The following is a 24,506-nucleotide window of genomic DNA, read 5'->3' as shown; positions in this document are numbered from 1 at the left end:
GTTAGGTATCATTCCTTAACGATCTTCGCGTCTTTGTAGTAGTATTGCATAATATATTTGTAGTCATACCCAAGTCCTGCCAATCCGCGCGCACCGTATTGCGACAATCCGACGCCGTGTCCATTGCCGGAACCGACGAAGCGGAATTCGGGTTCCTTCGTCGCGGCGCGAACGGTACCGCTGCCGTTCACGATAAAGTAGTTGGGAGCCGTCAGCTCCTGCTTCTTCCCGTCTCCGCCAAGAATGTACATCGCACTGCCGTCGGCGGGTTTCTCGGTCGTTGCTCCGCCCGATCCCGCGATGGTCAGCCTGGCGGTTTCGTCGATCTTGAACAACGTGCTTGGCAGTCCTCCGAATGCGGAGCGGAATGCATCCGGCGTTTTCACGCTTAATGCTTGTCCGTTCGCCGTGATTTCCGTCGGTCGTCCGGAAGGTCCCTGCTTACTGATCTCGAGCGTGCGGATTGGGCCGGCAATCGGCTTGCTCAGCTTGCCCTGCGTGAGCTTCAGCAGCTCCGCGGCGGAATACGTGCCGCGCACCCATGACATTTCATTGGACTGGGTCACTTTCTCTAAGGAAACGACTAGCGCTCCTGCGTTCACCGTATCCACCACCGGCACGGTATCCTGAACGAGCGGAATCGGGCGAACCTTCGTGCCTGCGCTCTTCACGCGCAGCACGGCTTGTCCGCCGGCCGACTTCTGTCCGCTGTCTTCAAGCAAATCCTCGCGGATATAACCGACGAGATTATTGGGCGTCACGACGCGATACCACTTGTACAATCCATTCTCCGAAGAGGTGTCCGGACTTTGCACGCTTTTCAAGTAATCGAAGCTGCTGCCCCAGATTTCTTGCGCATCCGCCGTGAAACCGCCAGCGCTGGAGGAGAAGACGGTATTGATGACTTTCCCGCCATACATGGCTACTTCGCCCTGCGTCGCTTCGACGGCCGCGATCGTCGCCGCCTTCTCCGAGCCGATGCCGCCGTAGGCTTGGCTGAGCGTCGTATCCACCACATGCGCGATCTGAAAGCCAAATCCTTGGTACAGCGCGTACGTGCGGGCAGCCACCGCCTGCGCCTTCAGCGCTTCAGCCGGCCAGGAAGCCGGCATTTCCGCGCCTACGACGGCGGATATGTATTGCTCGAACGGCACTTCGTTGACGACCGCCATCCGATTGCCGAGCCCGCTCACTTCGAACGCGCCGCGGTAACTGCGGCCATAGCGCTCCGCCAGCTTGATGCCCGTGTCCGCCGTCGTTTCCAACCACAGCTTGGCACCGGTCAGAGGTACGGAATAGAGCGACGCCGGCGGCTTGGAGACGGACTCTGCAGTCGTGTAATCGTCGCGGATGAGCACATACAAGGACTTGGGATCCGTCGGAGTCGGCGATAAGCCCGACTCGGCTTGCTGCGCTTTCGTTCCGAGCGCACTCAGCGCCGCCTGGTCGCTTTCCGAGCCCAGCAGCACCGTGTAGACGCCTGCGGCCGTTCCGGACTGCTTGATCGCCGCATAAGCTTCGATGCCGGAAGCAGCCAGCTTCTGCGCGGCTGCGACGGCTTCGTTCTTGGAAGCGAAGATCATGCCGGATTCAAGATGAAGCGGCCCCATTAAATCGGCTTTCGCGGCCTTGCCGGCATATCCGGCAATCGTGCCGTCCTTCAGCCATTTGTCCCCTGCCGCACCCGCTGCGGCCGCAGTCGCATACGAGCCCTCCGAGATTTGATAGACTTTACCGCGTGCATCATTTAAACCGATCATCATGCCTGATCCGCCAAGTGCCTTGAGGCGCTTCACGACGGCCGTTGCAGCCAGATAGTCCGTTGTCTCCAGCACAATGGGCTTATAATCGTCCATGGTGAACCGAACCGTCTCATCGCTCCCCGACACGAACATCGGAACGACGGAAGAAGGCAGCCGCATGCCGACCTTCATGCCGCCGGTTGAGCTGAATGTCGCCGTCGCCGTGTTCAAGGCATACTTGCTCGTATTCATGAAAATACCGACTCGGATCGTGTCCAGCTGCGGGACGGCCGCCCCCTCGGTAGGGTGCGAACTCCATACGGATAATGCGATGACACCGGCCCCAAAGACCGCAAGCGTTCGTCTAGCATTCGGCATCGCGAGCAGTCGCCAAGCCGATCCCCTGTTCCCGTCGTTATGAACGTTTACGCCATTCACGGCTATTCGTCCTCCTTAAAGTTTTGCGCAGCAAAACTACTTCGTAAGCATCGGCTCGCTTAATCCCTTTTGGGCAGCGCGCATGCGCCGTCATGACAACTGTCGTCCGTCTTTCCAAACCATTCATACCGCCGGCCCGCTATGAAGCGGTAAGCAAAATCCGCCGCTCCGCGTAGACCGGGCACTTTATATAACGGCGCAAGCCATCGAAGCCCGCGCACCGTTCTCAAAATACGAACGACGCCCGCGGCACCGGCATGCATCGTGCCATCCATTTCCACCACATGCATTTTCGTCAGAAGCTGTTCTTCGGTTACAGCTGAAAGCTCGGGAATCGATTCATACGTTTCCTCGAGAGACTGAACGGGAATAAACCGCAAAATCGCGGTCGACTGAAGCTCTTTCAAACGGCGAACGCTGGCTAAACATAAATTGCAGGTACCGTCATAAAGTACGATCAGCTTCTCGCGCCTCTCTTCTTCAGCTTGTTTCCTTCTAGAGCCCATTAGACGAAGCCGCCTCCTTCTTCCTTCACGTCTCCCGCATCGCCTATTCCGGCGTTATCTTGGGGAACGGGCAGTCCCAAATGGCGATAAGCAAGCGGGGTTACCATTCGCCCGCGAGGCGTCCGCTGCAGGAAACCAATCTGCATCAGATACGGCTCGTATACATCCTCGATCGTCTGCCCTTCCTCGCCGATCGTCGCGGCAATCGTATCCAGTCCGACAGGGCCGCCGCGATAAATCGTGATCATGGCGCGCAGCATCTTATGATCGATGCTGTCGAGCCCGAGCGGATCCACTTGGATAAGCCCGAGCGCGGAACGCGCCAGCTCATGCGTGACGATGCCGTCCCCGCGCACCTGCGCGAAATCGCGCACCCGCTTCAAGAGGCGGTTCGCAATCCGCGGCGTACCCCGGGAGCGCATGGCGATTTCCTGCGCCGCTTCGCCGATCACGCTGACGCCGAGAATTTCCGAAGCGCGCGTGACGATATACGCCAGTTCGTCGACCGTGTAAAATTCCAGCCGGCTGACGACGCCGAACCGATCGCGAAGCGGAGCCGACAGCAAGCCGGCGCGCGTCGTCGCCCCGATCAGCGTGAACGGCGGCAGCTCAAGCCGAACCGATCGCGCGCTTGGGCCTTTGCCGATCATAATATCAAGCGCGAAATCCTCCATCGCCGGATAGAGCACTTCCTCCACCGTGCGGTGAAGGCGGTGAATCTCGTCGATGAACAGCACGTCGCCTTCCTGCAGGTTCGTCAACAGCGCGGCCAAATCGCCCGGCCGCTCGATGGCCGGCCCGCTTGTCGTCCTCAGATTGACGCCGAGCTCGTTCGCGATAATGTTCGACAGCGTCGTCTTGCCAAGTCCGGGCGGTCCGTAAAGCAGCACGTGGTCCAGCGCCTCTTTGCGCAGCTTCGCCGCTTCGATAAACACTTTCAGATTGTCTTTCACTTGCGACTGGCCGATATATTCGGACAAATAGCGGGGACGCAAGCTAAGCTCCACCGCTTGATCTTCCATCATGAGGTTGGCGGAAATAATCCTCTCGTCCATTCACGCTTGCCCCTCTCCACTAACCTTTGAACAACTGCTGAAGCGCCCGCTTCATGAGCGCGTCTACCGACTCGTTCGGAATGTCCGTCCCCTTCATCGACTGCCATGCGCGGTCGAGCTCGGCCGCCGTATAGCCCAGCGTCATCAGCGCCTCGCGCGCCTCGCGCCAGATTTGGCCGCCTTCCGCTTCCGCGGCTCCCGATCCCGGATCCTCCAGCATGATGCCCGCCGCAGCGAAACTGAATCCGCCCGGAATCGCATCCAGCTTATCCTTCAAGTCAAGCACCATGCGCTGCGCCGTTTTCTTCCCGATGCCCGGCAGCTTCGTCAGAAACGTCAAATTCTCCTGCTGGATCGCGGCGGCGATCGTCTCCGGCTTGCCGCCGGCCAGGATGCCAAGCGCTACGCGCGGTCCGATACCCGAGACGTCCAGCAGCTTGCGGAACATCGCCTGCTCGTCGCGGTTTGCGAATCCGAAGAGCAGCGCGGCGTCTTCCCGAACGTGATGATGCGTATAAATCGTAATGATGTCGTCGTTTTTGGCGAACGCGTACGGATTCGGAGTGAAAATTTGATAGCCGATATCATGGACGTCCACGACCACGAATTCCGTATCGAGATGGACGACCCGGCCCCTAACATAATCGATCATGAACGGTTCACCCCATTGATTTTGTTCGCCAGCACGGTTGAGTGCGCATGGCAAATCGCCACCGCAAGCGCATCCGCGACGTCGTCCGGCTTGGGAATGGCGCTCAGCTTCAGCAGCATCTTCACCATCTCCTGCACCTGCCGCTTCTCCGCTTTACCGTAGCCGACGACCGCTTGCTTCACTTGAAGCGGCGTATACTCCATGACGGGAATCCCCCGCTGGGCAGCCGCCAAGATCACGACGCCCCTGGCCTGGCCGACCGAAAACGCCGTCGTGACGTTGCGGTTAAAAAACAGCTTCTCGATGCCAAGCGTGTCTGGTTTATAACGGTCCATCAGCGCGCAGGCAGACTCGTAGACCTGCTTCAAACGCTCTTCCTGCGGCGTACGCGCTTCCGTCGTGATACATCCGTATTGCACGGGAACGAGCTTGCTCCCGATTTTGTCGATGAATCCGAAGCCTACGATGGCGATACCCGGATCTATGCCTAATACTCGCAAAGCTTCTTCTCTCCCCACGCCAACCGCGATTATTAGCTTGCCTTACAGCCGAAACACCCAGCTCCGTCCTTGGCGTCAGCGCGTCCTGCACCGGTCATCCACGCGTTACGGAAGACGATCCGCCTAGAGGCGTACGGACACGAACCAAAAAACGGCTTCCTCCCATTATATCAAATGATGGAACGAATGAGAACACGCGTTTTGTCCCAGCCGGCACCATCCGGACGAACAAGCAAAAGGACGGCTGCCCGTTGCAGCCGTCCTTCGTCCAAACCTGACCTTTATCAATCTCCGAACGCTTTAGTACGTTCGTTTCATAACCTTCTGCGTGCGCGCGACCGCATAGTCGCTGTACGTCGAAAGCACGCTGTTGAACGCGTCCTTATCCGAGATGCGAATGCCGTTCTCCAGCTCTTCTACCCGTTCCTTGGGCAGGCTGCTCTCCATATAGTTCACGTCCAGCTGGAAGAACGTCCGCATGACTTTCTCTTTCTTAGGCTCGCCGTCAAAGAGAGACAGTCGTCCAAGCTTGTCCAGGCCGAAATAAGCGCTGCGTTTGCACGATTCCGACAAATCGTCGATCCGCTGCTCCATGACGACCGCACCCTGCTCGTCCACTATCGCCGTCCATTCGTGGTGCTGTTTCATCATGCGCAGAGCATCCGCGGAGCTCAAAACGCCGATCGTCTCCGATTCCACGCCGCAAATGTATACGCGCCGGAGCTTAACCGTTACCTTCTCCTGCATATCGGACAGCGCATCGATGACGCTGCTGCCGCCGCCTTCCGGCTGCTGCCGCACGACTGGAGATTCAGCTTGCGGAACGTCTTGCGGTTCGGCGCCTGCACTACCTTCCGCGGCCGGCGACAAGAACAGGCACGCCGTCGATAAAAGCATGCCGCATGCCAGCTGCCAGATCGGCCGTTTACCGCGTTTCAGTTTCTGTTTCACTTTTCGCCAAAGGCTGAATATCATCATATGGGTTTCCCCCATTTTCTTTTTTTGTTAGTCTGTCACTTCGACTGGGGAATTATGCATGCGAACGCGGCGCATAATAAAGCCCCGCACGCATCGCTGTTCGATGCATGCGGGGTCTGCTGCTTGTTATTAACGGTTAATCCAAGGCAGACTGTCACGGCGCTTCGGTTTCAGGGTACGCGCTTGGCGAATGACGGCCTTCTTGGCCGGCTTCCGGCCAGCGGCGGACTTGCTCACCTTTACCGGTTCCGACTCCACTTCGAAATCCTCTTCCTCGCGTTTCTCATGGCAGCCGCAATTGCAAGGCTTTTTACCCGTCGTGTTTACTGGCGAGACTTGGCCGTTGCCTGCATATCCGTAGGTATACTGCGGTCCCATATTTGCTGGCGATACCATCGACGGATTATAGCCGCCGTAGCCGTAGCCGCCCATCGGTCCCGTGTTTTCCGGCGATACCATCGACGGATTGTAACCGCCGTAGCCGTAGCCGCCCATCGGTCCCGTGTTTTCCGGCGATACCATCGACGGATTATAGCCGCCGTAGCCGTAGCCGCCCATCGGTCCCATGTTTTCCGGCGATACAAAGCCAGGCCCGCTATTCTCGTCGCTAGCCGGGCTTACCATCGGCGAACCCCAGCCGTAATTCGGTGCTCCCCATGGAAGGCCTGCGCCGCCTTCGGGCGATGCTGCAGCAGGGCTTACGGCCGTAGGCTGTTCATAACCATAGCCGCCCGTCATTGCCGGCGATACCATCGTTGGCTGTTCGTAACCATAGCCGCCCGTCATCGCCGGGGATACCATCGTCGGCTGCTCGTAACCGTAGCCGCCCGTCATTGCCGGCGATACCATCGTCGGCTGTTCGTAACCGTAACCGCCCGTCATCGCCGGCGATACCATTGTCGGCTGACCGTAGCCATAACCGCCCGTCATTGCCGGCGATACCATCGTCGGTTGACCATAGCCATAGCCGCCCGTCATCGCTGGCGATACCATCGATGGCTGCTCGTAGCCATAGCCGCCCGTCATTGCCGGCGATACCATCGTCGGCTGATGGTAGCCATAACCGCCTGTGGATGCCGGAGCGACGCTTGTCGGCTGGCTGTATCCGTAGCCGCTGTGAATCGGCGCTGACGATACCGGAGCCGCCTGCATGTCATGAAGCGACATGACCTCTGTAGCAGGAATACCGTATTGCTTGAACAAATCCACGCTTTGCTCGTAAGGCTTGTGAACGGGATATTTCTTCTCCGCAATCGGCACTTCCGTCGGTACCGGCATCGGAGTCGGCACCGGTTCTGGCATAGGCATAGGTGTCGTGTCCGCTTTCGGACCTGTAGGTTTCTTGCCCGTAGGTATTTTAACGGTCGGAATTTTACCCATCAACCCTTGAACGCCATGCATGACCGAAGCCGGATGAAGCGGATGATGGCCCGTTCCCGATTTGTGATGACCCGATTCCGTATCATGCATCTCCGGCATCGTGCTCGGCATGCCTGGTTTCGGAATGTTCACCACTTCGCCGGTCAGCAGCACGTTCGGGTTTTTGAGCTGCGGATTGGCTTTGATCATATCGCCGAGCGGAACGCCCCATGCCTTAGACAGTTTCCAAAGCGTATCCCCCTGCTGCACGACATGCTGGTGCATGATCTCCATGTCGCCGCCATGTCCTGCGGGAACTTTGATTTTCATGCCGATGTCGATTTCGTCCGGATTCGAGATGGATGGGTTGAGCTTTAAAATTTCTTCCAGCGATACGTTATACTTCTGCGCTATCATGTACAGCGTATCGCCCTTTTTCACAATATGAATTTTCACCCGCCAAAAACCTCCTGTCACGTTTTACGCCTTAGGCAGACGCGGCAAACGCCCGTTATCAATCCCTACATCCTATGCAGGAGGTGGGCGGGTGTCACCCTCCCGTACAAAAAAAAATTGAAGCACCCATAGGCCTAAACGCCTTAGGAGAGCTTCAATCTTCGTGCAGCAAGCGCTTTTTGAGGGTCATTCGCTCGCGTCGTTCAGGTTAACGCGGCGCGTAGGTGAAGCTTGGATAGCTGCCCAGCACGCGAACCTGGCATCCAATAGCTTCGATTTCGGCAATGGCTGACGGGAGCAGCACGGAGTCCATTGACATCTCGATATCGATCAAGAAGTAATAATTGCCTAATTTCTTCTTCGTCGGCCGCGATTCGATACGGGACAGGTTGATCCGGCGCCAGGAGAATGCGGAGAGCACCTGATGCAGCGCACCCGGATAATCTTCCGGCAGCGTAATCAGAATGCTTGTCTTGTGCTTCTCCGATTCCCGCAGCGTGAAGGGCTCCGGCCCCGCGAGCAGGAAACGGGTGTAATTGTTGTCATGGTCGGTAACGGCCGTCTCTAGCAGATCGAGATCATTGTCCGCCGCGGCGGACACTTGGCCGATCGCCGCCCAACCGCGTCCCGGGTTGTCGCGTACGTTGCGGACCGCCTCGGAAGTGCTTCCGACATGCTCCAGTTCGGCATGAGGGAGATGACGTTTCAAATATTGCGTGCACTGCGCCATGGCGACGGGATGACTCATGACTTTTACGATGCGGTCGTAAGCCAGCTCGCCGTTCTCCCCGTTCAGCTCGGCAGATGCACCGATCAAGTTTTGAATGGAAGGGTAGATCCATTCCGCTTGAATCGGCAAATTCACCTCGTCGACGAGCCAATCGGTATGCAGGCTGACGGAACCGTCGATCGTGTTCTCGATCGGAATGACGGCATAATTCGTTTTCCCTTCCGCCGTGGACAGAAATACGTCTGCGATCATCCGATGATACTCGTATCGAATATCGACGCCGAAGCCGTTCAGCATATGCCTGGCCGCTTCGTCGGACGTCGAACCTTTCGTCAAACACGCTACGCTAATCATGCCTTGACTTCTCCTTTGATTCGTTCCATGAACGGTACTGTCTTGCCTGCTTCGAAGGTGGTGAGCTCGGGACCGTCCAAAGCGGGCGCAAGCCACATCGTTTGAGCCTCGATACCGTGCTGCTTCAGCGTATTCAGCAGGAAGGCTTCCAGCTCCGCTTTCCTAGCGCTGCGGCGGTCGACGAGCGTCAGCAGGGTCGGTCCGGCGCCGCTCAGCGCCACGCCAAGCGCCCCGCGGCTCGTCGCCTGCTCCAGTATCTCCGACATGCCCGGCACGAGCGGTGCACGATAGGGCTGATGCAGCTTATCGCGCATGGCGAATGAGATCAATTCCAGATTCCCGCTGGCGAAAGCCGCGACGAGCAGCGAACTGCTCGCTACGTTGAAGACGGCGTCCTTCATATCGAGCTTGTCGGGCAGCGCATGTCGCGCCTTCTCCGTGGACAACTGGAAGGACGGAATCGCCACCAGCACTTCCAAATTTTCGTGAGGGGCGATACGAACCTTCTCCGCGCGGGTCCCGTCCCATGCGGAGACGACGATTCCCCCGAACAACGAGGCCCCGACGTTATCGGGATGGCCTTCCAGCTCGGAAGCCATCTGGAACAGCTTGTCCTCGCTAAGCGGACTGCCCGCCAGCGCATTCGCCGCCACGAGCGCGCCGACGATGGCAGAAGCGCTGCTTCCCAGGCCGCGCGTCAGTGGTATGTCGCTGTACATGGCGATACGAAGCTCCGGGATGTTGACGCCGGCTTCCTCGAACACCATCTGCGCGACTTTGTAAATCAAGTTCGTCTTGTTCGTCGGAATGCCGTTTAACCCGTCACCGTACAGCTCGATGACCGTTTCTCCGTCCTTGGTCGCTTCCATCTCGATCCATGCATATAGCGACAGCGCCATGCCAAGCGTGTCGAAGCCCGGACCGAGATTCGCCGTGCTGGCCGGAACTCTAACCAATACCTGGCCGTTTATCATACTCCCGCACCCTCCAGATGACGGATGGCGTAATGAACTCATAACCGCAGCTGCTTGTCATGGTTTCTTCATCCGTTAACGTAATGTACTTCACAAGCTATGCGATCTCGAATACGCCTTGCCGATGTCCGGTCGGCTGTTAGCCTTCAACCCGGTAAACGCTCTTGATGGCCTTCACCACTTCCATGCTCGCAAGCGACTTCAAGACGCGGGATGCTGCTGCTTTGTTCGCATCATGCGTAATAATGATGATTTCCGCTTCCGGATTGCTCGGATTCGGCTGCTGCAGCACGGATTCCAGGCTGACCTCATGCTCCGCGAATGCTTGCGTAATCCGGGCAAGGACACCGGCGCGATCCTGTACGTGCAGCAGCATGAAATATTTCGAAGCAATCTGCTCGTCGGTCTTGAGCTTCTTTTCTTTGTACGCAAGTTTCGCCTGCTTCCCGTTCACGCCAAGCTTCAGGTTCTTCACGACCGCGACAAGGTCGGCAACGATGGACGTAGCCGTCGGCATTTCGCCCGCACCCGCGCCGTAGAACATCGTTTCGCCGACGGCTTCGCCATAGACATAAACGGCATTATACACCCCGTTGACGGATGCGATCGGATGCGACGCCTTTACCATCGTCGGCTGTACCGAGACGCTGATAAAGTCGTCCTGACGCTCTGCGATGCCAAGCAGCTTCACTTCGTAGCCAAGCCGCTTGGCATACAAAATATCTTCGCGGCTGATTGCCGAAATGCCCTTTACGTCTACGTCTTCAAGCGCGACATTCGCACGGAAGCCGAGCGTGGCGAGAATCGTCATTTTACGAGCGGCATCGAGGCCTTCCACGTCGGAAGTCGGATCGGCTTCGGCATAACCAAGCTCCTGCGCCTCTTTCAGAACATCGCCGTATGCCGCGCCTTCCTTGCTCATCTTGGTTAAGATATAGTTCGTCGTTCCGTTCACGATGCCCATGATCTTAGTAATGCGATCGGAGGAGAAGCCCTCGACCAGCGTCCGGATGATCGGAATGCCCCCGGCTACGCTTGCTTCATACAAGACATCGCAGCCGTTCTCATGAGCCGCCGCAAGTATCTCGGGTCCGTGCAGCGCCATCAAATCTTTGTTGGCCGTTACGACATGCTTGCCGCGGGAGAGCGCTTCGAGAATGTAGCCTTTCGTCGTCTCGATGCCGCCCATCACTTCAACGATCACGTCGATCTCCGGATCATGAATGATGTCCCATGCGTCTTCCGTCAATTTATCCGGAGAAATGCCGATGGAGCGCGCTTTGTTCTTGTTCTGTACAAGCACTCGCTCGATGACGATCGGCGAACCTACTTGGCTCTGCAGGTCGCTCTGATGTCCTTCCACGATGCGCACGACACCCGTTCCTACGGTTCCCAGGCCAAGCAATCCTACTTTAATCGGTTTCATTCCGTCCTACCTCCAAATATATAATCTAGCCTTGCCCGATGATGGACGCCTTGCGAACGCCGTCCTGCCTGCGGAGCGCATCCATGAACTCGGACATCGTTCCGCTCATTAGAGAGGTATCCACGGAAATCACAACATTGGCAAGTCCCTGCAGCGGTATCGTTTGATGAATCGTCAGCACGTTTCCTTCGTAGCCGGCCACGAGGCCGAGCACCTTGGACAGCACGCCGGAGCGATGGTCCAGATCCATGGAAACGGTGGCGATCGTTTCCCGCTTGAGCTGATTCTGCGTGTATACGCCGTCTTTGTACTTATAGAACGCGCTTCGGCTCAAACCGACTCGCTCGGCCGCTTCGTGAACGGTCGCCGCTTCGCCGCGGCGGAGCATTTCCTTGACCTGAATGGTCTTCACGATCGCTTCCGGCAGCATATCCTCGCGTACGACATAATAGCGTTCCTCCACGGGCCGTCCTCCCAACAAAGACATCTGTTCTTCTATAGAGGACATTATATCGAATATTCGACCATGCGGCAATAGTCATTTCCACGAAACAAGCCGGTTTCTCCATAAAAAAACTGTCGAAGCCATGCTTGCAGTCGACCCGCAAACACAGCTCCGGCAGCTGTTCGTGATGCTATTCGTTGTAATAGAAGTCGCTTCCCTCGAAGAATTCGAACGTAAAGTCCGCGATTCGAACGATATCGCCATCTTTCGCGCCGATCTTGCGCAATTCCGCGTCGACGCCCATCATCCGCAGCGTACGCGCGAAACGCATGATCGCGTCGTAGGAATTGTTCAGATTCACGCGTTTCATGAACTTCTCGATATACGCGCTCTCGACGTAGAACCCTTCGTTCTCCTTGCCGACCGTGAAGGAACGATCCTCGTCCTTGTCCAGCGTATAGACCTTGCGCTCCGCGACGTCGCGCACTTCTTCGATCTGGCGCGTTTCCGGCACGGTTTCGAGCAGATCCATCGCCTTGTACAGCAGCTCTTGAACGCCCTGCTTCGTTAGCGATGACATCGCCACCACTTGATGCTTCGGCGATTCGTCCTCGTCAGCGTCACCATCGGCGTCCGCTTGCAGCTGTTCCAGGAATATCTCCAGGTTCGCTGCGGAATCGGGCATGTCCATTTTGTTCGCCACGATGATCTGCGGTCGTTCCGCAAGAAGCGGGTTGTACAATTCGAGCTCCTGGTTGATCGTCACCCAATCCTCGTACGGATCGCGTCCCTCCGAGCCCGACATGTCGAGCACGTGCAAAATAATGCGCGTGCGTTCCACGTGGCGCAGGAAGTCGTGACCTAGTCCGACGCCCTCATGCGCGCCTTCGATAAGCCCGGGCAGATCCGCCATGACGAAGCTGCGGCCGTCTCCTACGTCGACGACGCCGAGATTCGGCGAAATCGTCGTAAAGTGGTAGGCGCCGATCTTCGGCTGCGCCGCCGATACGATCGACAGCAGCGTCGACTTGCCAACGCTCGGAAAGCCGACGAGGCCTACGTCCGCCATCACTTTCAGTTCCAGGATGATCCAGCGTTCTACGCCTTCCTCGCCGTTCTCGGCAAAATCCGGCGCAGGATTGCTTGCCGTCGCGAACCGGCAATTGCCGCGTCCGCCGCGTCCGCCCTTGGCCACGATGATCTCCGAGCCGTGCTTCGTCATATCGGCAATGATCTCGCCGGAATCATCATCGAGGATGACCGTACCGGGCGGAATACGGATAACCGTGTTCTCCGCGTTCGATCCGTGCATCGTCTTAACTTTGCCGCGCTCGCCCCGCTCGCCTTTGAAATGCTTCTGGTAGCGGAAATCCATCAGGGTCCGCAGCCCGTTGTCCACGCGGAATATGACGTCGCCGCCTTTACCGCCGTCGCCGCCGGCCGGCCCGCCGTTCGGCACGTATTTCTCCCGGCGGTACGACACGATTCCATTCCCGCCGTCGCCGCCTTTTACGAATATTTTCGCCTTATCGACAAACATCTCTTTACGTCCTCCGTTTATGTCCCAAGCTGCGCTTCCAGCATCAGCATCCCTTTGCCGTAATCCGCATCCGCCACCTGCAGCGGAGAGCCTTGAAGCGCACGCTCGCAATTCGATTTCCAGTCGCTGCTCGATTGAAGTATGCCGTCGAAATGAAACGACAGCTGCAGCTTCTTCCCGTCCATGGATAAATCCATCAGCAGCCGGGACGCGTCGCCGCTGCCCGATGCCGCAGCGGAACGGTACGCTTGAATAAGCTCTATGATCGCATTCGCCGCGCGTTCCTTCTCCGGAAGCAGCTCGGCCAAATTCACTTCGCCCTCGATGTCCATGTCGATGATCATGGAATTGGTCCGGGTCCGGAAAGACTGCAGAAACATGACCAGTGACGGAACGCCGAGCTTCGCGATCTTGCTTTCGCTCGTCATCCGTTCCTTTATCTGTTCCACGCACTGAATCGTCTTATCCGTCTTCCCCATGCGAATGTAGCCAAAGATAATTTGCAGATCATTCATCCAATCGTGCCGATGATGATTCAACGTTGCAATTGCCGTTTGCTGCAAGCTCCGTTCCAGCACTTCCAGCCTACGGGCTTGCTCGCGCGCGAGAGAGCGGTTCCACAATACCGCCGCCGCTGCGGTCCATGCCAAGAATACGGCCAGCAGCCACCGCTGCGTCGGCCAACTAAGCGCTGCCGCCGCCGGCAAAATGACGGAAACGGCCGCAAACATTCGGATGCGGTTCATGATCGAGCCTACTTTCCTATTCTTTCCTAGTCTTAACCAGTATAGCACGAGTAAGAGGAAAGTTCATCCGGGGCCGAAGCGCCGAATAAAAAAAAGAAAACCCCGGTCTGCATGCAGACCGGGGCGTGTTGCTTATTCCGCTGCAGCGACAGCAGCAGCTGCAACCGGGTAAACGCTGACTTTCTTACGGTCGCGTCCCCAACGTTCGTATTTCACGACGCCTTCTACTTTCGCGAAGAGCGTATCGTCTTTACCGATACCAACGTTGTTGCCCGGATGAACTTTCGTTCCGCGTTGACGAACGAGGATGCTGCCAGCCGTTACCGTTTGGCCATCGGCACGTTTAGCGCCGAGACGTTTGGATTGGCTGTCGCGTCCGTTCTTTGTGGAACCTACACCTTTCTTCGAAGCGAAGAGTTGGAGATTCAGTTTCAACATGGATGTTCCCTCCTTTATTCACGAAATAGTTGACGAATGACAACAAACTTCCCGTACGAGGCTGCGATAGAGTCCAGCATCACGATCATACTTTCCAGCAGGAGCTGCATCTTCGCATCGGAATCTGCAGTCTCTCCAACCGGGATTTCGGATCGCAGCCAGCCGCTCTTCATCGAAGCCGGGAGTTCGCACCCCGCGAGCGCTTCGATTGCATTCACCGTGCCGACCGATACGGCCGACACCCCTGCGCAGACAATGTCCTTGCCGGGCTTGGCGAAACCAGCATGTCCCTCTATCGCAAACGATACGATCCGCGATTCGGCGGCAGACCGCCGCTCAATGTTGACCGTAATCATAGGATAACCTCTTAAGCTTGAATCTTGCCAATCGTAACTTTGGAGTACGGTTGACGATGACCTTGCTTCCGGCGGTAGTTTTTCTTCGCTTTATATTTAAAAACGATGATTTTTTGACCTCTGCCGTGTTTCTCGACAGTCGCCGTTACGGTAGCGCCGGAAACGACCGGTGTACCTGTAACGAATTCTTCGCCTTTGGAAACAGCCAATACGCGGTCGAACGTTACGCTCTCGCCTTCAGCAGCATCCAGTTTCTCGATGTAAAGAACGTCGCCTTCTTGCACTTTGTATTGCTTTCCACCCGTTTCAATGATCGCAAACATGTGTTGCACCTCCTTATTTCGAAGACTCGCCTGATGCAGGTGCCGAGAAAGAGGACTGACGCGGGCTTATGTACCTGTTCGGAGCGGTATTTGTCCTGCAATTCCAACTTCTCAATCGCAGACACCATAATATCTTAGCATACATTATATTCGATAGCAATGCATATTTTGGGCCAATGCCGGTTTACCCTGGCACCGTTCGCTACGATCGCGCTTCGTCCCGATGGCCGACCGAATCCTTCACGGGCAATATCTTCTGCTCGCGGACTTTCTTGCGCGTCATCTCCAGCAGTCCAAGCCTTGTCCAGCCGACGACCTGACATTTCGTCCGGTCGGAGCGGACGCGGCGCTCCAGCAGGTGCATCACCTGTTCGCGGTGCTGCTCTTCTTCCATGTCGATGAAATCAACGATGATGATGCCGCCGACATCCCGCAGCCGCAGCAGCCTCGCAATCTGCTCGGCCGCCTCCACATTCGTGCGGAATACCGTATCCTCGAGATCGGATGTGCCGACAAAACGTCCCGTATTGACGTCGACCACCGTCAGCGCCTCGGTTTGGTCCCATACGAGATCACCGCCGCACTTGAGCCGATAACGCCGCTGCGACGCTTCCTGAAGCTGTTCGTGAATATGATTCAGCTGAAAGAGCGAAGCGCCGCCGATCTGCGGCTCGAACAACCGAAGGCGCGGCAGCATGGCAGGTGCCAGCCGCTTCATCGTCGCCCTCGTCTTCCTGTAGACGGAACCGTCGTCGATCCAGATCTCGTCGATCTCGGTCGTCAGCAGGTCGCGCACGAGCCGGTGCACGAGATCCGCATCCCGGTGAACGAGCGTCGGCGCAGAAGCCGTCTCTCCCCGCTGCCGGATTTCATGCCAATGCTCCCTGAGAAACTGCACGTCCTGCTGAAGGGACTCCAGACTCTCCCCCTCGGCAGCCGTGCGCAGGATAACGCCTTCGCCTGGCAGGCGAATCCGCTCGCCGACGGCGCGCATGCGCGATCGTTCCGCTTCGGTCGAGACTTTCTTGGAAACGCCTATGTAGTCTGCGATCGGCATATAAACCAAATAGCGGCCAGGCAGCGAAAAATGCGTGGTAACTCGGGCGCCTTTGCCTCCAAGCGGTTCCTTCATTACCTGCACGAGAAGTTCCTGTCCAGGCTGAAGCAATTGGCCGATCTGCGGTTTTTCCTTCGGCTGCCGTTCCAGATGCGGATGAAGCACGTCGTCGATATATAAGAACGCGTTCTTCGGAAGTCCGATATCGACGAAAGCCGCCTGCATGCCCGGCAGCACGTTCACGACGCGGCCCTTATAAATACTTCCGACCAGTTGACCCGCATGTTCGGTTTTTTCCATGTAGTATTCATACAATGACGATTCATCGATAATCGCGATTTGCAGCATGTCTTTTTGACCGTGAACCAGCATTTTTTTCATTCCCATGACCTCCTGCCTCAGTCGGTCTCCACGGATACCTATTTTACATGAAAAGCTCCAAGACTGCACGGTCTGCTTTTCCGTCCGAGAGAAACCCGCTGACAAGCCGCTGTTCCGGCAGCACGGCCAGTATATCCCCTTTCTCCTCCATGACGACGATCAGATGATAGCTGTCCCGCTTAAACAGCCGCAGCGCAGCGAGCACGGTATACCCCTTCGGCACAATAATAGGAAACGCCAATGTTCCCCGCGAGACGGCACGGGTCGACGAAAGCGCCCTGTTCGTTAGAAAGCGCAGAAATAGAAACGGAATATTGCGATAAGCCGTCCAATTCGTAAGCAGCAGAAACAAGCCGACGGCGATCAGGTTGAGGTGAAGATGCACCGCGTTCCCGCTTAGCACGGCAGGCACGACGGCGCATACAATCATTAAAGCGCTAAAGAGCAGGCTAATCCTAGTACCCCAAACAAGCGTTCCGTGAAACGTCAGCGTGCGGCTAAGTCCCGCTTGCATCAGCTTCCCGCCGTCCAGCGGCAAAATCGGCAGCAAATTGAACAAGCCGATCATGAGGTTCGCTTGGCAGACGTACGCCGCCCAATCGTGCTGCCACAGTCCCAGCTGCCCCAGCAGCCAGGCGGCGCCCGCCATCCACGCGTTCTGCAGCGGTCCGGCAATCGCGACAAGCGCTTCTTCCCTAGCCGGCAGCCCGCTCCCGTCCTCGACCTCCGCCACCCCGCCGAAGGGCAGCAGCTTTACCTCGCGAACCGTCCAGCCAAAGCCTCGAGCAGCGATAACGTGGCCAAGCTCGTGAACGAGCACGATCGCAAACAACGTCAGCAGTTCGACGAAATAGCCCGTAAGAACAGAAGCGAGCATAATGAGCACGAAGAGCGGGTGAACGGACCACCGGATGCCGCCAAGTTTAATCAATCGGAACGACGTCCGCCGGATTGACGTATCGGCCTTGCTCCTTTACCGCGAAGAATAACAGGCTTTGGCTGCCATCCTCCGCCTTCGTCTCCGACAGCTTGCCGAGCGTCTTGCCCGCCTCGACCCAATCATTGGCGGATACGATGACGCTGCCAAGCCGGCCATATACGGTTACGCGCCCCCCAGCATGCTGCACCATGACGGTCGCGCCCTCGGTATCGCCGTTATTGGAAACGAGTATGACGCGTCCGGTTTCCGCGGCGAGCACCGACTGTTCCGGCTTGCCGGCGATTTCGACGCCGCTCAGCGTTTCCGCGAACGAGCGCACGACCGCGCCATTCGGGAGCGGCGAAACGATCGGCATCTCGACGGCGCCTTCGGCAAGCCGGGACTCCTCGTCCTTGCTGCCGAAGAACGGGATGAACGAAGGGGCACCCGCAAACCATTTCTTATAAAGAGACGCCGAAGCGTTAAAGTCCATATTCTCCGTTAGAGCGGCTGTTACCGCTTCTTGGCCTTTCTTCGCGGCGGGCATTTGCGTCTGGAACATCAGGTACACGATAACGAACAGCGCTGCTGCAATGACGGACTGAATGAACAGCCCGCGCACGATGAAGCGGCCGCCGGTCTCCGATGGATCGGGCGGAGGCCCTCCCGCCTTGCTCGCCCGGATATCCTTGCTTGGCAGCGGCGCAATGTTCCAACCGGCCGTTTGCCATGGATTGGGGTTCGCCTTCCACAGCCGTTCCGGATCTTCCTCGCGCAGCCGTACCGGATGTACCGAATGTTCCTGCATGTTCTCCACACGGCTGTCCGCCTGCGCGGGCTGCGGCAAAATCGGTTGTGCCTGAAGCCTCTTCGTCTGCGGCTCCAGCAGCTGAGGCTCTACGGAATGCCGCCCCGCCTGTGCTTGTGCGGCGTTACTCTCCATAATCCGGCGAATGCGCTCTTGTCTGCGTTCGCGGATGCCGTTTCGGGTATCCATCGCCAATCCCTCCACCTTTATACAGCTTGTTCACTCCAGTATATGAGACGCTTGGACGGGTTATGAGTTCGCCTGGAACACCGAAACGCTTGAATGCCGGAATGAAAGAAAACCGCCCGGCAGCGCCGGACGGTTAGGTAGCTAGTTCGTATTTCTCCTGATGGACTTTCACGCTGAATACGAGGCCGATGCAAAGCATGTTCAGCAGCAGCGACGTGCCGCCGTAGCTGATGAACGGCAGCGTGATGCCCGTAATCGGCATCAGGCCGATCATCATGCCGATGTTTTGGAAGACTTGGAAGACGTACATCGATACGATCCCGATCACGATGAATGATCCTCGCAAGTCATAACACTGGAAGGCGATAATGATCATCCTATAAATCAACAGGAAGTAGAGCATGAGCACGACCGCGGCGCCTTGGAAGCCGAACTCCTCGCCGATGACGACGAAGATCGCGTCCGAGTATGGATACGGAATGAATTTGCGGTTTTTGGACTCGCCCTTCATGTACCCATCGCCCATCAGCCCGCCTGAGCCGATCGCGATCTTGGCCTTGTTCGCCTGGTACACTTCCTTCTCGGAAGCGGTCTCCGGATTGAAAAAGCCGTTGATCCGCTCGTACCAATGGAGTTTGTGGTTCTTCGCCGCATAATCGTGGATCTCCGTGTTATAGGTATTAAACAAGAACATGAACAGCATGATCCCGCCTATGACGACGCCAAGACCAAGCAGGACGTGCGTATAACGGACGTTGCCGATCCACAGCATGCCCAGCACGATGACGAGATAGATAATGGCATTCCCGAGATCCGGCTGAATCATGACGAGCGCGAACGGCACGAACGAGAAGAACGCCACCACGAACAAATCCTGCCGCACGCGAAGCGGCTCGCCCTGGCGGCGGCCCATTAAGTAGGCGACGGTAATGATCAGAATCAGCTTGACCATCTCGGCGGGCTGGAACTGGAGGCCGCCCGGAAGCGGAAACCAGCTCTTCGCGCCGTTGATTTCCGGTGCCGTCAAATAGACGACGACGAGCAGAATCAAGCCGATGCCGTACAGAACGTACCACGCCTTCAAATAGATTCGGTAATCGAGCAAGGCTGCGACAATCGCGACGAAAAACCCAAGACCGTAGAAAATGATCGTCTTCGTGTCATAGCCGGCGTACTCCGGATTGCCGTACGTGGCGCTATGCACGAGCATCGTGCTCACGACCCCAAAGGCCAGCAGAATGACGATCATGCCCACATCGATTTTTTTCAGTTTATTCAGCACTTCACAATCATCCTATTCCAAGAAACTTGCGGAAACGCTTCATGACGCCGGCCTTCTCTTCCAATTGCATGAGGGGAACCATATCGCCCAGCATCCGCCTGGAAATATTGCGGTAAGCGATCGCCGCGCGCGAGGAAGGGTCCATGACCGTCGGTTCCCCGGCATTCGCGGAGCGGATGACCTTCTCGTCGTCGGGTACGATGCCGAGCAGGTCGATCGCAAGCACCTGGCAGATTTCGTCGATATCCAGCATTTCCCCGGATTTCACCATATTCACTCGAATGCGGTTGATGACGAGACGCGCTGGGACCTGCGACTGCTCAAGCAAGCCGATTACACGGTCCGCGTCGCGAACGGCCGCGTTCTCGGGCGTCGTCACGACAATGGCGCGGTCCGCCCCGGCAATCGCATTGCGGAATCCCTGTTCGATACCGGCGGGGCAGTCGATGATGACGTATTCGAACTCTTTCTTCAGCTCGAGAATCATATCTTTCACCTGCTCGGGCGTAACCGCGTTCTTATCCTTCGTTTGGGCAGCCGGCAGCATGTACAGCTCTTCGAACCGCTTATCCTTCACCAGTGCCTGGTTCAGCCTGCAGCGCCCTTCCGCGACATCGATCAAATCATAAATGATCCGATTCTCCAGACCCATGACCACGTCCAGATTGCGCAGGCCGATATCGGTATCCACCATGCATACCTTTTTGCCAAGCAAAGCAAGCGCAGTCCCGATATTGGCCGATGTCGTCGTTTTGCCGACGCCGCCTTTCCCCGATGTAACCACAATCGCTTCTCCCATGACTTCACACTCCCCGCTCAAGCTCTAAACACGATCGGCAGCCTGCGTATCCGCTGCAGCTGCGTCAACTTATCGATCTTCATTACACCTTCGCTCAGAAACGCAAACTCCATCAGCGCATCGCCCGTCATCCACTCGTCCGGCGGACGGCTGATGACATCGTCGATGCGCAGCTGCGTCGGTCGCAGCAGCGATGCTGCGATGACGGCTTCCTTGCGGCCTTCGCAGCCGGCATGCGCCAGTCCGCGGAGAGCGCCGAGCACATAAATGTCGCCCGTGCAGAGCACCGTGCCGCCAGGGTTTACGTCCCCCATCAGCAGCAGGTTTCCGTCATGCTCCATCGTTTGGCCGGAGCGCACGATACCTGTGAGCACTTTAATATTATTGCCGTCCTCGGGCTTCTCAGGGGCGATTGCTTCGCTCTCGACCGATTGCACAAGCAAATTGCCCTGCTGGCGAATCGTCGCCCTAATCCGTTCTTTATCTTCCTCGGTCACATGACGGGAGCCCAGCTTTACTTGGACATGAACGATAGGACCTGTCAGCAGCTGTTGATGCGACTTTTCCAATTTGTACTGCAGTTCGTCCAGCAAGATGGAAAACTCGCAATTGTCGTCAAGGAGAAAGATCAAGCCTTCTTTGACGCCTTTTATCGTAATATGCTGCTTCTCGGTCACGCTCGTCCCACCCCTCTCTCTATACGATTCTTTCATCCGCGCGCTTATTCCTGCATGGGAGCTGTCCTAAACTTCTTCTTCTTCGGTTTTGGGCTTGAGGCTGCCCTCGAACCAACGTCTTGCCGGTATGTACAGCGCCAATGCGAATAATAACTGAAGAAACAAGCTCGGAATGATGTGCTGGTACAGCGAATATTCATAAGTGAGGTCCGTAAGCCGGAATACCTTGTAAATGAAATAGACGACCGTATCGTAAACGAGAGTGGATAAGCCGATCATGGACAGCGCCATCAACAGCGTGCTGCGTTTGCGCTCCAGAAGAAGGCCCGTCATATAACCGACGAGCCCCATCGAGAAGGAATGAACGCCGATAATCCGGCCATAGAAGGCCAGGTCCTGCAGCAATCCGAAGGAAAGGCCGAGCAGCAGCGAGGCATGGCGTCCCCGGTATAGCGCGGCGAATAATACGAAAGCCAGCGTAAAATGAGGAATAATGCGCCCGACGAGATCGCCGGGAATCAGCCAATAGAAGATCGTCCCCTCGGAGAGGAAGAAGAGCAGCATGACGATGATAATGCGCTGCATGCTCATGGCGCCGTGTCTCCCGTATCCGGCGTTTGAACGACGAATACTTCCCTCAAATGATCGAAATCCGCAGCCGGCGTAATCGTCGCCGTATACGTAAGGCCGAAGTCTCCCACTTGGCTGCTGTCGACCGTGCCGATGACCATTCCGCGAGGGAAGACGTTGCCTTTGCCTGAGGAAATGACCGTATCGCCCTTCTTAAGCGGATCGTGCTCGGATATTTTGGACATGGACAGCTTGCCTGTTTCCGTATCGTAGTTATCCACGATGCCGAACGATTCTTCTTCCTTGCCGAGCACGGTCGCCGCGATCAGCTTCGTATCCGCCGAATTGACGTTCAGCTTCGTGATCGGCATGACGGACGAGAAGAACGGATCGACCCGAGTGATCAAGCCGACCAAGCCTTTGTTCGTCACGACGGCCATGTTCGGCTTGATGCCGTCCTTGGAACCCAGATTGATGCGGATCGTCTCGTCGTACGGGTCGGTGCTGACGGCTATGACCTGCGCGATGAGATATTTGTAATTGTCCAGCTGTCTCTGGCGCTCGGTGAAATGGAGATCGTCCTGAAGCTTTTTTAATTTGTCTTCCATGCCGTTGTATTTGATGCTGTCCCGCGCGTACGCGGCGGCGGCGATGCGCAGCTGCTCGTTCTCCTTGTAAACCTCGCGCATATGGGAGAGATCGTGAATCAGGTTCGATACATAACCAGCAGGCCTGTACAGCCATTGTTGGAAGAAGCCCGACGTATCGAGCGCGAAATTCTCCGGCCACGTCAGCTTCTTCCGGTCGCCGATGGAGAAGCCCATTACGGCGACGAAGAGAATAAACACGATCATGAGCACAAACATCCGTCTGTTGCGCATCCAATTAAACACTTCGCTTCACCCGCCCATTCCATGCTGAAAGCCGAACGACCCTCATGCTCGTTCAACCGATCAGCGTCGCTCATCCGTTTTCCCCTAAGTCCACGTGCCGGATTACTTCTTGGAACGGGAAACTGGGCCTCCGCGTGTTTTGAACAAATCGATGTGGTCAAGCGCCCTGCCCGTTCCGATCGCTACGCAGTCAAGCGGATTTTCGGCAACGATGACCGGCATGCCCGTCTCGCGAGCCAGCAGCTTGTCCAGGTTTTTGAGCAGCGCGCCGCCGCCCGTAAGAACGATACCGCGGTCCATGATATCCGCGGACAACTCAGGCGGACATTTCTCCAGCGTGATTTTGACGGCGTCCACGATCGCATTGACCGTATCCGCAAGCGCCTCGCAAATTTCGTCGGATGAAATCGGAAGCGTCTTCGGCAGTCCGGACACGAGGTCGCGGCCGCGGATCTCGATCGTTTCCTGCTGTTCCGGGGCAAGCGCCGCGCCGATTTCCATCTTCAATTGTTCCGATGTCCGTTCCCCGATCATCAGATTGTACATCCGCTTGATGTACTGAATGATCGCTTCGTCCATTTCGTCGCCGGCAATGCGGATGGAACGGCTCGTCACGATGCCGCCCAGCGAAATAACCGCCACTTCCGTCGTGCCGCCGCCGATATCCACGACCATGCTTCCGGTCGGCTCCCAAACCGGCAGATCCGCGCCGATCGCCGCCGCGAACGGCTCTTCGATCGTGAATGCTTCCCGGGCGCCAGCTTGAACGGTTGCGTCTTTAACGGCGCGCTGTTCTACGGCCGTGATGCCGGAAGGCACGCAAACCATGACGTTCGGATGGCGCGGGAACAAAGAACGGCTTTTCTGCGCTTGGCGAATGAAATACTTGATCATTGTTGAAGTCGTATCGAAATCCGCGATAACGCCGTCTTTCATTGGACGGATCGCGCGGATGTTGCCAGGCGTACGACCGATCATCTTCTTCGCATGCTCGCCGACAGCCTCGATTTTCTTTGTATCGGTACGAAGAGCAACCACGGAAGGCTCTCTTACGACAATTCCTTTTCCTTTGACATAAACCAGCGTGTTAGCCGTACCCAAATCGATTCCTAAATCCTTCGAAAAACCACCAAACATAGTTGTATCTTCCTTTCTTTCGTAAGACAATCCCTCTTATTATATTACATGTGGCCTTGCTCCTTCAAACTTATAAAGCGATTGTCACCTATTACCAAATGATCCAGCACGTCGATGCCGACAAGCTCGCCCGCTTCCGTCAAACGCTTGGTAAGCGCAATGTCCTCGGGGCTCGGCGTTGGATCGCCGCTGGGGTGATTATGCATGCAAATCAACGAAGAACTGCTGAGCTTGATGGCCGCGCGAAACACCTCGCGAGGATGGACAAGCGTCGCGTTCAACGTACCTACGGATAACGTTTCGGTCGCTATGACTTGGTTCTTCGTATTCAGAAACAAACAGATGAAGTGCTCCTGCTTCAAATATCGGAGCTCCTCCATCATCAATCCGGCGGCATCCGCGGGCCTTCTAATCGTCGGCAGCTCGCCCTGCTGGCTGCGTGCCAGACGGCGCCCGAGCTCAATCCCGGCGCGCAGCTGCACGGCTTTCGCAGGTCCGATTCCGCGTATCTCGGTGAGCTCCGCGATGCTCATATCCACGAGACCGCGCAGGCTGCCGCATTGATGAAGTATACGGGAAGCTAGAAGAACGGCGGATTCGCTCTTCGTTCCCGTACGCAGCAATATCGCAAGCAATTCCGCATGACTAAGTGCATCGGCCCCAACGGTCATCAGGCGCTCTCTAGGTCGGTCTTCGTTAGGGACGTTTTTCAGCAAGAAGGCTTTCTCTGCTTCCATGAACGTTCCCTGCTTTCAGCTATGGTGATGGAGCCGCGA

General features: G+C 56.7%; 26 protein-coding genes. All 26 read right to left on the bottom strand.

Annotated elements, in window-relative coordinates:
• Nucleotides 1-8: 8 nt before the first annotated feature.
• The gene (locus tag GT003_RS02675; RefSeq protein WP_338045859.1) at nt 9-2,180 is read right to left on the bottom strand and encodes a SpoIID/LytB domain-containing protein; all 2,172 of its coding nucleotides are present in this window, start codon (nt 2,178-2,180) and stop codon (nt 9-11) included.
• A 59-nt stretch (nt 2,181-2,239) separates the two neighbouring features.
• Entirely contained in the window at nt 2,240-2,686 is a 447-nt protein-coding gene (locus tag GT003_RS02670; RefSeq protein WP_161694094.1) for a thiol-disulfide oxidoreductase DCC family protein, read from the bottom strand.
• On the bottom strand, nt 2,686-3,741 hold the full coding sequence (gene ruvB, locus GT003_RS02665; RefSeq protein WP_161694092.1) for a Holliday junction branch migration DNA helicase RuvB: 1,056 nt from the start codon (nt 3,739-3,741) through the stop codon (nt 2,686-2,688). Before ruvB ends, GT003_RS02670 begins: the two co-directional genes overlap by 1 nt.
• A 19-nt stretch (nt 3,742-3,760) precedes the next feature.
• Nucleotides 3,761-4,393, bottom strand: a complete 633-nt coding sequence (ruvA, locus tag GT003_RS02660; RefSeq protein ID WP_161694090.1) for a Holliday junction branch migration protein RuvA — start codon at nt 4,391-4,393, stop codon at nt 3,761-3,763.
• On the bottom strand, nt 4,390-4,893 hold the full coding sequence (gene ruvC / locus GT003_RS02655; protein WP_161694088.1) for a crossover junction endodeoxyribonuclease RuvC: 504 nt from the start codon (nt 4,891-4,893) through the stop codon (nt 4,390-4,392). Before ruvC ends, ruvA begins: the two co-directional genes overlap by 4 nt.
• Before the next feature lie 300 nt (nt 4,894-5,193).
• Nucleotides 5,194-5,871: a BofC C-terminal domain-containing protein gene (locus GT003_RS02650; protein WP_161694086.1), complete on the bottom strand. Its 678-nt coding sequence runs from the start codon at nt 5,869-5,871 to the stop codon at nt 5,194-5,196.
• A gap of 129 nt (nt 5,872-6,000) precedes the next feature.
• Nucleotides 6,001-7,686 carry a LysM peptidoglycan-binding domain-containing protein gene (locus tag GT003_RS32810; RefSeq protein ID WP_161694084.1) on the bottom strand — a complete coding sequence of 562 codons (1,686 nt, stop codon included), beginning with the start codon at nt 7,684-7,686 and terminating at the stop codon, nt 6,001-6,003.
• A gap of 208 nt (nt 7,687-7,894) precedes the next feature.
• Complete coding sequence (pheA, locus tag GT003_RS02640) at nt 7,895-8,770, bottom strand: prephenate dehydratase (RefSeq protein ID WP_161694082.1); 876 nt, start codon at nt 8,768-8,770, stop codon at nt 7,895-7,897.
• Nucleotides 8,767-9,744 carry a homoserine kinase gene (gene thrB / locus GT003_RS02635; protein ID WP_161694080.1) on the bottom strand — a complete coding sequence of 326 codons (978 nt, stop codon included), beginning with the start codon at nt 9,742-9,744 and terminating at the stop codon, nt 8,767-8,769. Before thrB ends, pheA begins: the two co-directional genes overlap by 4 nt.
• Before the next feature lie 139 nt (nt 9,745-9,883).
• Nucleotides 9,884-11,170, bottom strand: a complete 1,287-nt coding sequence (locus GT003_RS02630) for a homoserine dehydrogenase (protein WP_161694077.1) — start codon at nt 11,168-11,170, stop codon at nt 9,884-9,886.
• A 25-nt stretch (nt 11,171-11,195) separates the two neighbouring features.
• On the bottom strand, nt 11,196-11,633 hold the full coding sequence (locus tag GT003_RS02625; protein ID WP_161694075.1) for an ACT domain-containing protein: 438 nt from the start codon (nt 11,631-11,633) through the stop codon (nt 11,196-11,198).
• 172 nt (nt 11,634-11,805) lie between these two features.
• On the bottom strand, nt 11,806-13,155 hold the full coding sequence (gene obgE, locus GT003_RS02620; RefSeq protein WP_161694073.1) for a GTPase ObgE: 1,350 nt from the start codon (nt 13,153-13,155) through the stop codon (nt 11,806-11,808).
• A gap of 17 nt (nt 13,156-13,172) precedes the next feature.
• On the bottom strand, nt 13,173-13,901 hold the full coding sequence (locus tag GT003_RS02615) for a Spo0B domain-containing protein (RefSeq protein WP_161694071.1): 729 nt from the start codon (nt 13,899-13,901) through the stop codon (nt 13,173-13,175).
• 132 nt (nt 13,902-14,033) lie between these two features.
• Nucleotides 14,034-14,339 (bottom strand): 50S ribosomal protein L27, encoded by a 306-nt coding sequence (gene rpmA, locus GT003_RS02610; protein WP_090641680.1) that lies wholly within the window; start codon nt 14,337-14,339, stop codon nt 14,034-14,036.
• A gap of 14 nt (nt 14,340-14,353) precedes the next feature.
• Nucleotides 14,354-14,695, bottom strand: a complete 342-nt coding sequence (locus GT003_RS02605) for a ribosomal-processing cysteine protease Prp (protein ID WP_161694069.1) — start codon at nt 14,693-14,695, stop codon at nt 14,354-14,356.
• Between the two features lie 11 nt (nt 14,696-14,706).
• Nucleotides 14,707-15,018, bottom strand: a complete 312-nt coding sequence (gene rplU / locus GT003_RS02600; RefSeq protein ID WP_161694067.1) for a 50S ribosomal protein L21 — start codon at nt 15,016-15,018, stop codon at nt 14,707-14,709.
• Nucleotides 15,019-15,220: 202 nt separating this feature from the next.
• The gene (locus GT003_RS02595; RefSeq protein WP_161694065.1) at nt 15,221-16,456 is read right to left on the bottom strand and encodes an Rne/Rng family ribonuclease; all 1,236 of its coding nucleotides are present in this window, start codon (nt 16,454-16,456) and stop codon (nt 15,221-15,223) included.
• Between the two features lie 43 nt (nt 16,457-16,499).
• The gene (locus tag GT003_RS02590) at nt 16,500-17,387 is read right to left on the bottom strand and encodes a M50 family metallopeptidase (protein ID WP_161694063.1); all 888 of its coding nucleotides are present in this window, start codon (nt 17,385-17,387) and stop codon (nt 16,500-16,502) included.
• Nucleotides 17,380-18,372, bottom strand: a complete 993-nt coding sequence (locus tag GT003_RS02585) for a M23 family metallopeptidase (protein WP_161694061.1) — start codon at nt 18,370-18,372, stop codon at nt 17,380-17,382. Before GT003_RS02585 ends, GT003_RS02590 begins: the two co-directional genes overlap by 8 nt.
• A gap of 133 nt (nt 18,373-18,505) precedes the next feature.
• Nucleotides 18,506-19,654: an FtsW/RodA/SpoVE family cell cycle protein gene (locus tag GT003_RS02580; protein ID WP_161694059.1), complete on the bottom strand. Its 1,149-nt coding sequence runs from the start codon at nt 19,652-19,654 to the stop codon at nt 18,506-18,508.
• A 7-nt stretch (nt 19,655-19,661) separates the two neighbouring features.
• Nucleotides 19,662-20,453: a septum site-determining protein MinD gene (gene minD / locus GT003_RS02575; RefSeq protein ID WP_161694057.1), complete on the bottom strand. Its 792-nt coding sequence runs from the start codon at nt 20,451-20,453 to the stop codon at nt 19,662-19,664.
• 17 nt (nt 20,454-20,470) lie between these two features.
• A complete protein-coding gene (minC, locus tag GT003_RS02570; RefSeq protein WP_338045860.1) occupies nt 20,471-21,130 on the bottom strand; it encodes a septum site-determining protein MinC in 660 nt (219 codons plus the stop codon).
• 66 nt (nt 21,131-21,196) lie between these two features.
• Nucleotides 21,197-21,721: a rod shape-determining protein MreD gene (gene mreD, locus GT003_RS02565; protein WP_161694053.1), complete on the bottom strand. Its 525-nt coding sequence runs from the start codon at nt 21,719-21,721 to the stop codon at nt 21,197-21,199.
• On the bottom strand, nt 21,718-22,581 hold the full coding sequence (gene mreC, locus GT003_RS02560; RefSeq protein WP_161694051.1) for a rod shape-determining protein MreC: 864 nt from the start codon (nt 22,579-22,581) through the stop codon (nt 21,718-21,720). The genes mreD and mreC overlap by 4 nt, the downstream gene beginning before the upstream one ends.
• A gap of 114 nt (nt 22,582-22,695) precedes the next feature.
• Nucleotides 22,696-23,730 (bottom strand): rod shape-determining protein, encoded by a 1,035-nt coding sequence (locus tag GT003_RS02555; protein ID WP_161694049.1) that lies wholly within the window; start codon nt 23,728-23,730, stop codon nt 22,696-22,698.
• A gap of 44 nt (nt 23,731-23,774) precedes the next feature.
• Complete coding sequence (gene radC / locus GT003_RS02550; protein ID WP_161694047.1) at nt 23,775-24,467, bottom strand: RadC family protein; 693 nt, start codon at nt 24,465-24,467, stop codon at nt 23,775-23,777.
• Between the last annotated feature and the right edge of the window lie 39 nt (nt 24,468-24,506).

Source organism: Paenibacillus sacheonensis (assembly GCF_009909195.1).
Classification (GTDB): domain Bacteria; phylum Bacillota; class Bacilli; order Paenibacillales; family Paenibacillaceae; genus Paenibacillus_Z; species Paenibacillus_Z sacheonensis.
This window is presented reverse-complemented; position numbering and strand designations above follow the sequence as displayed.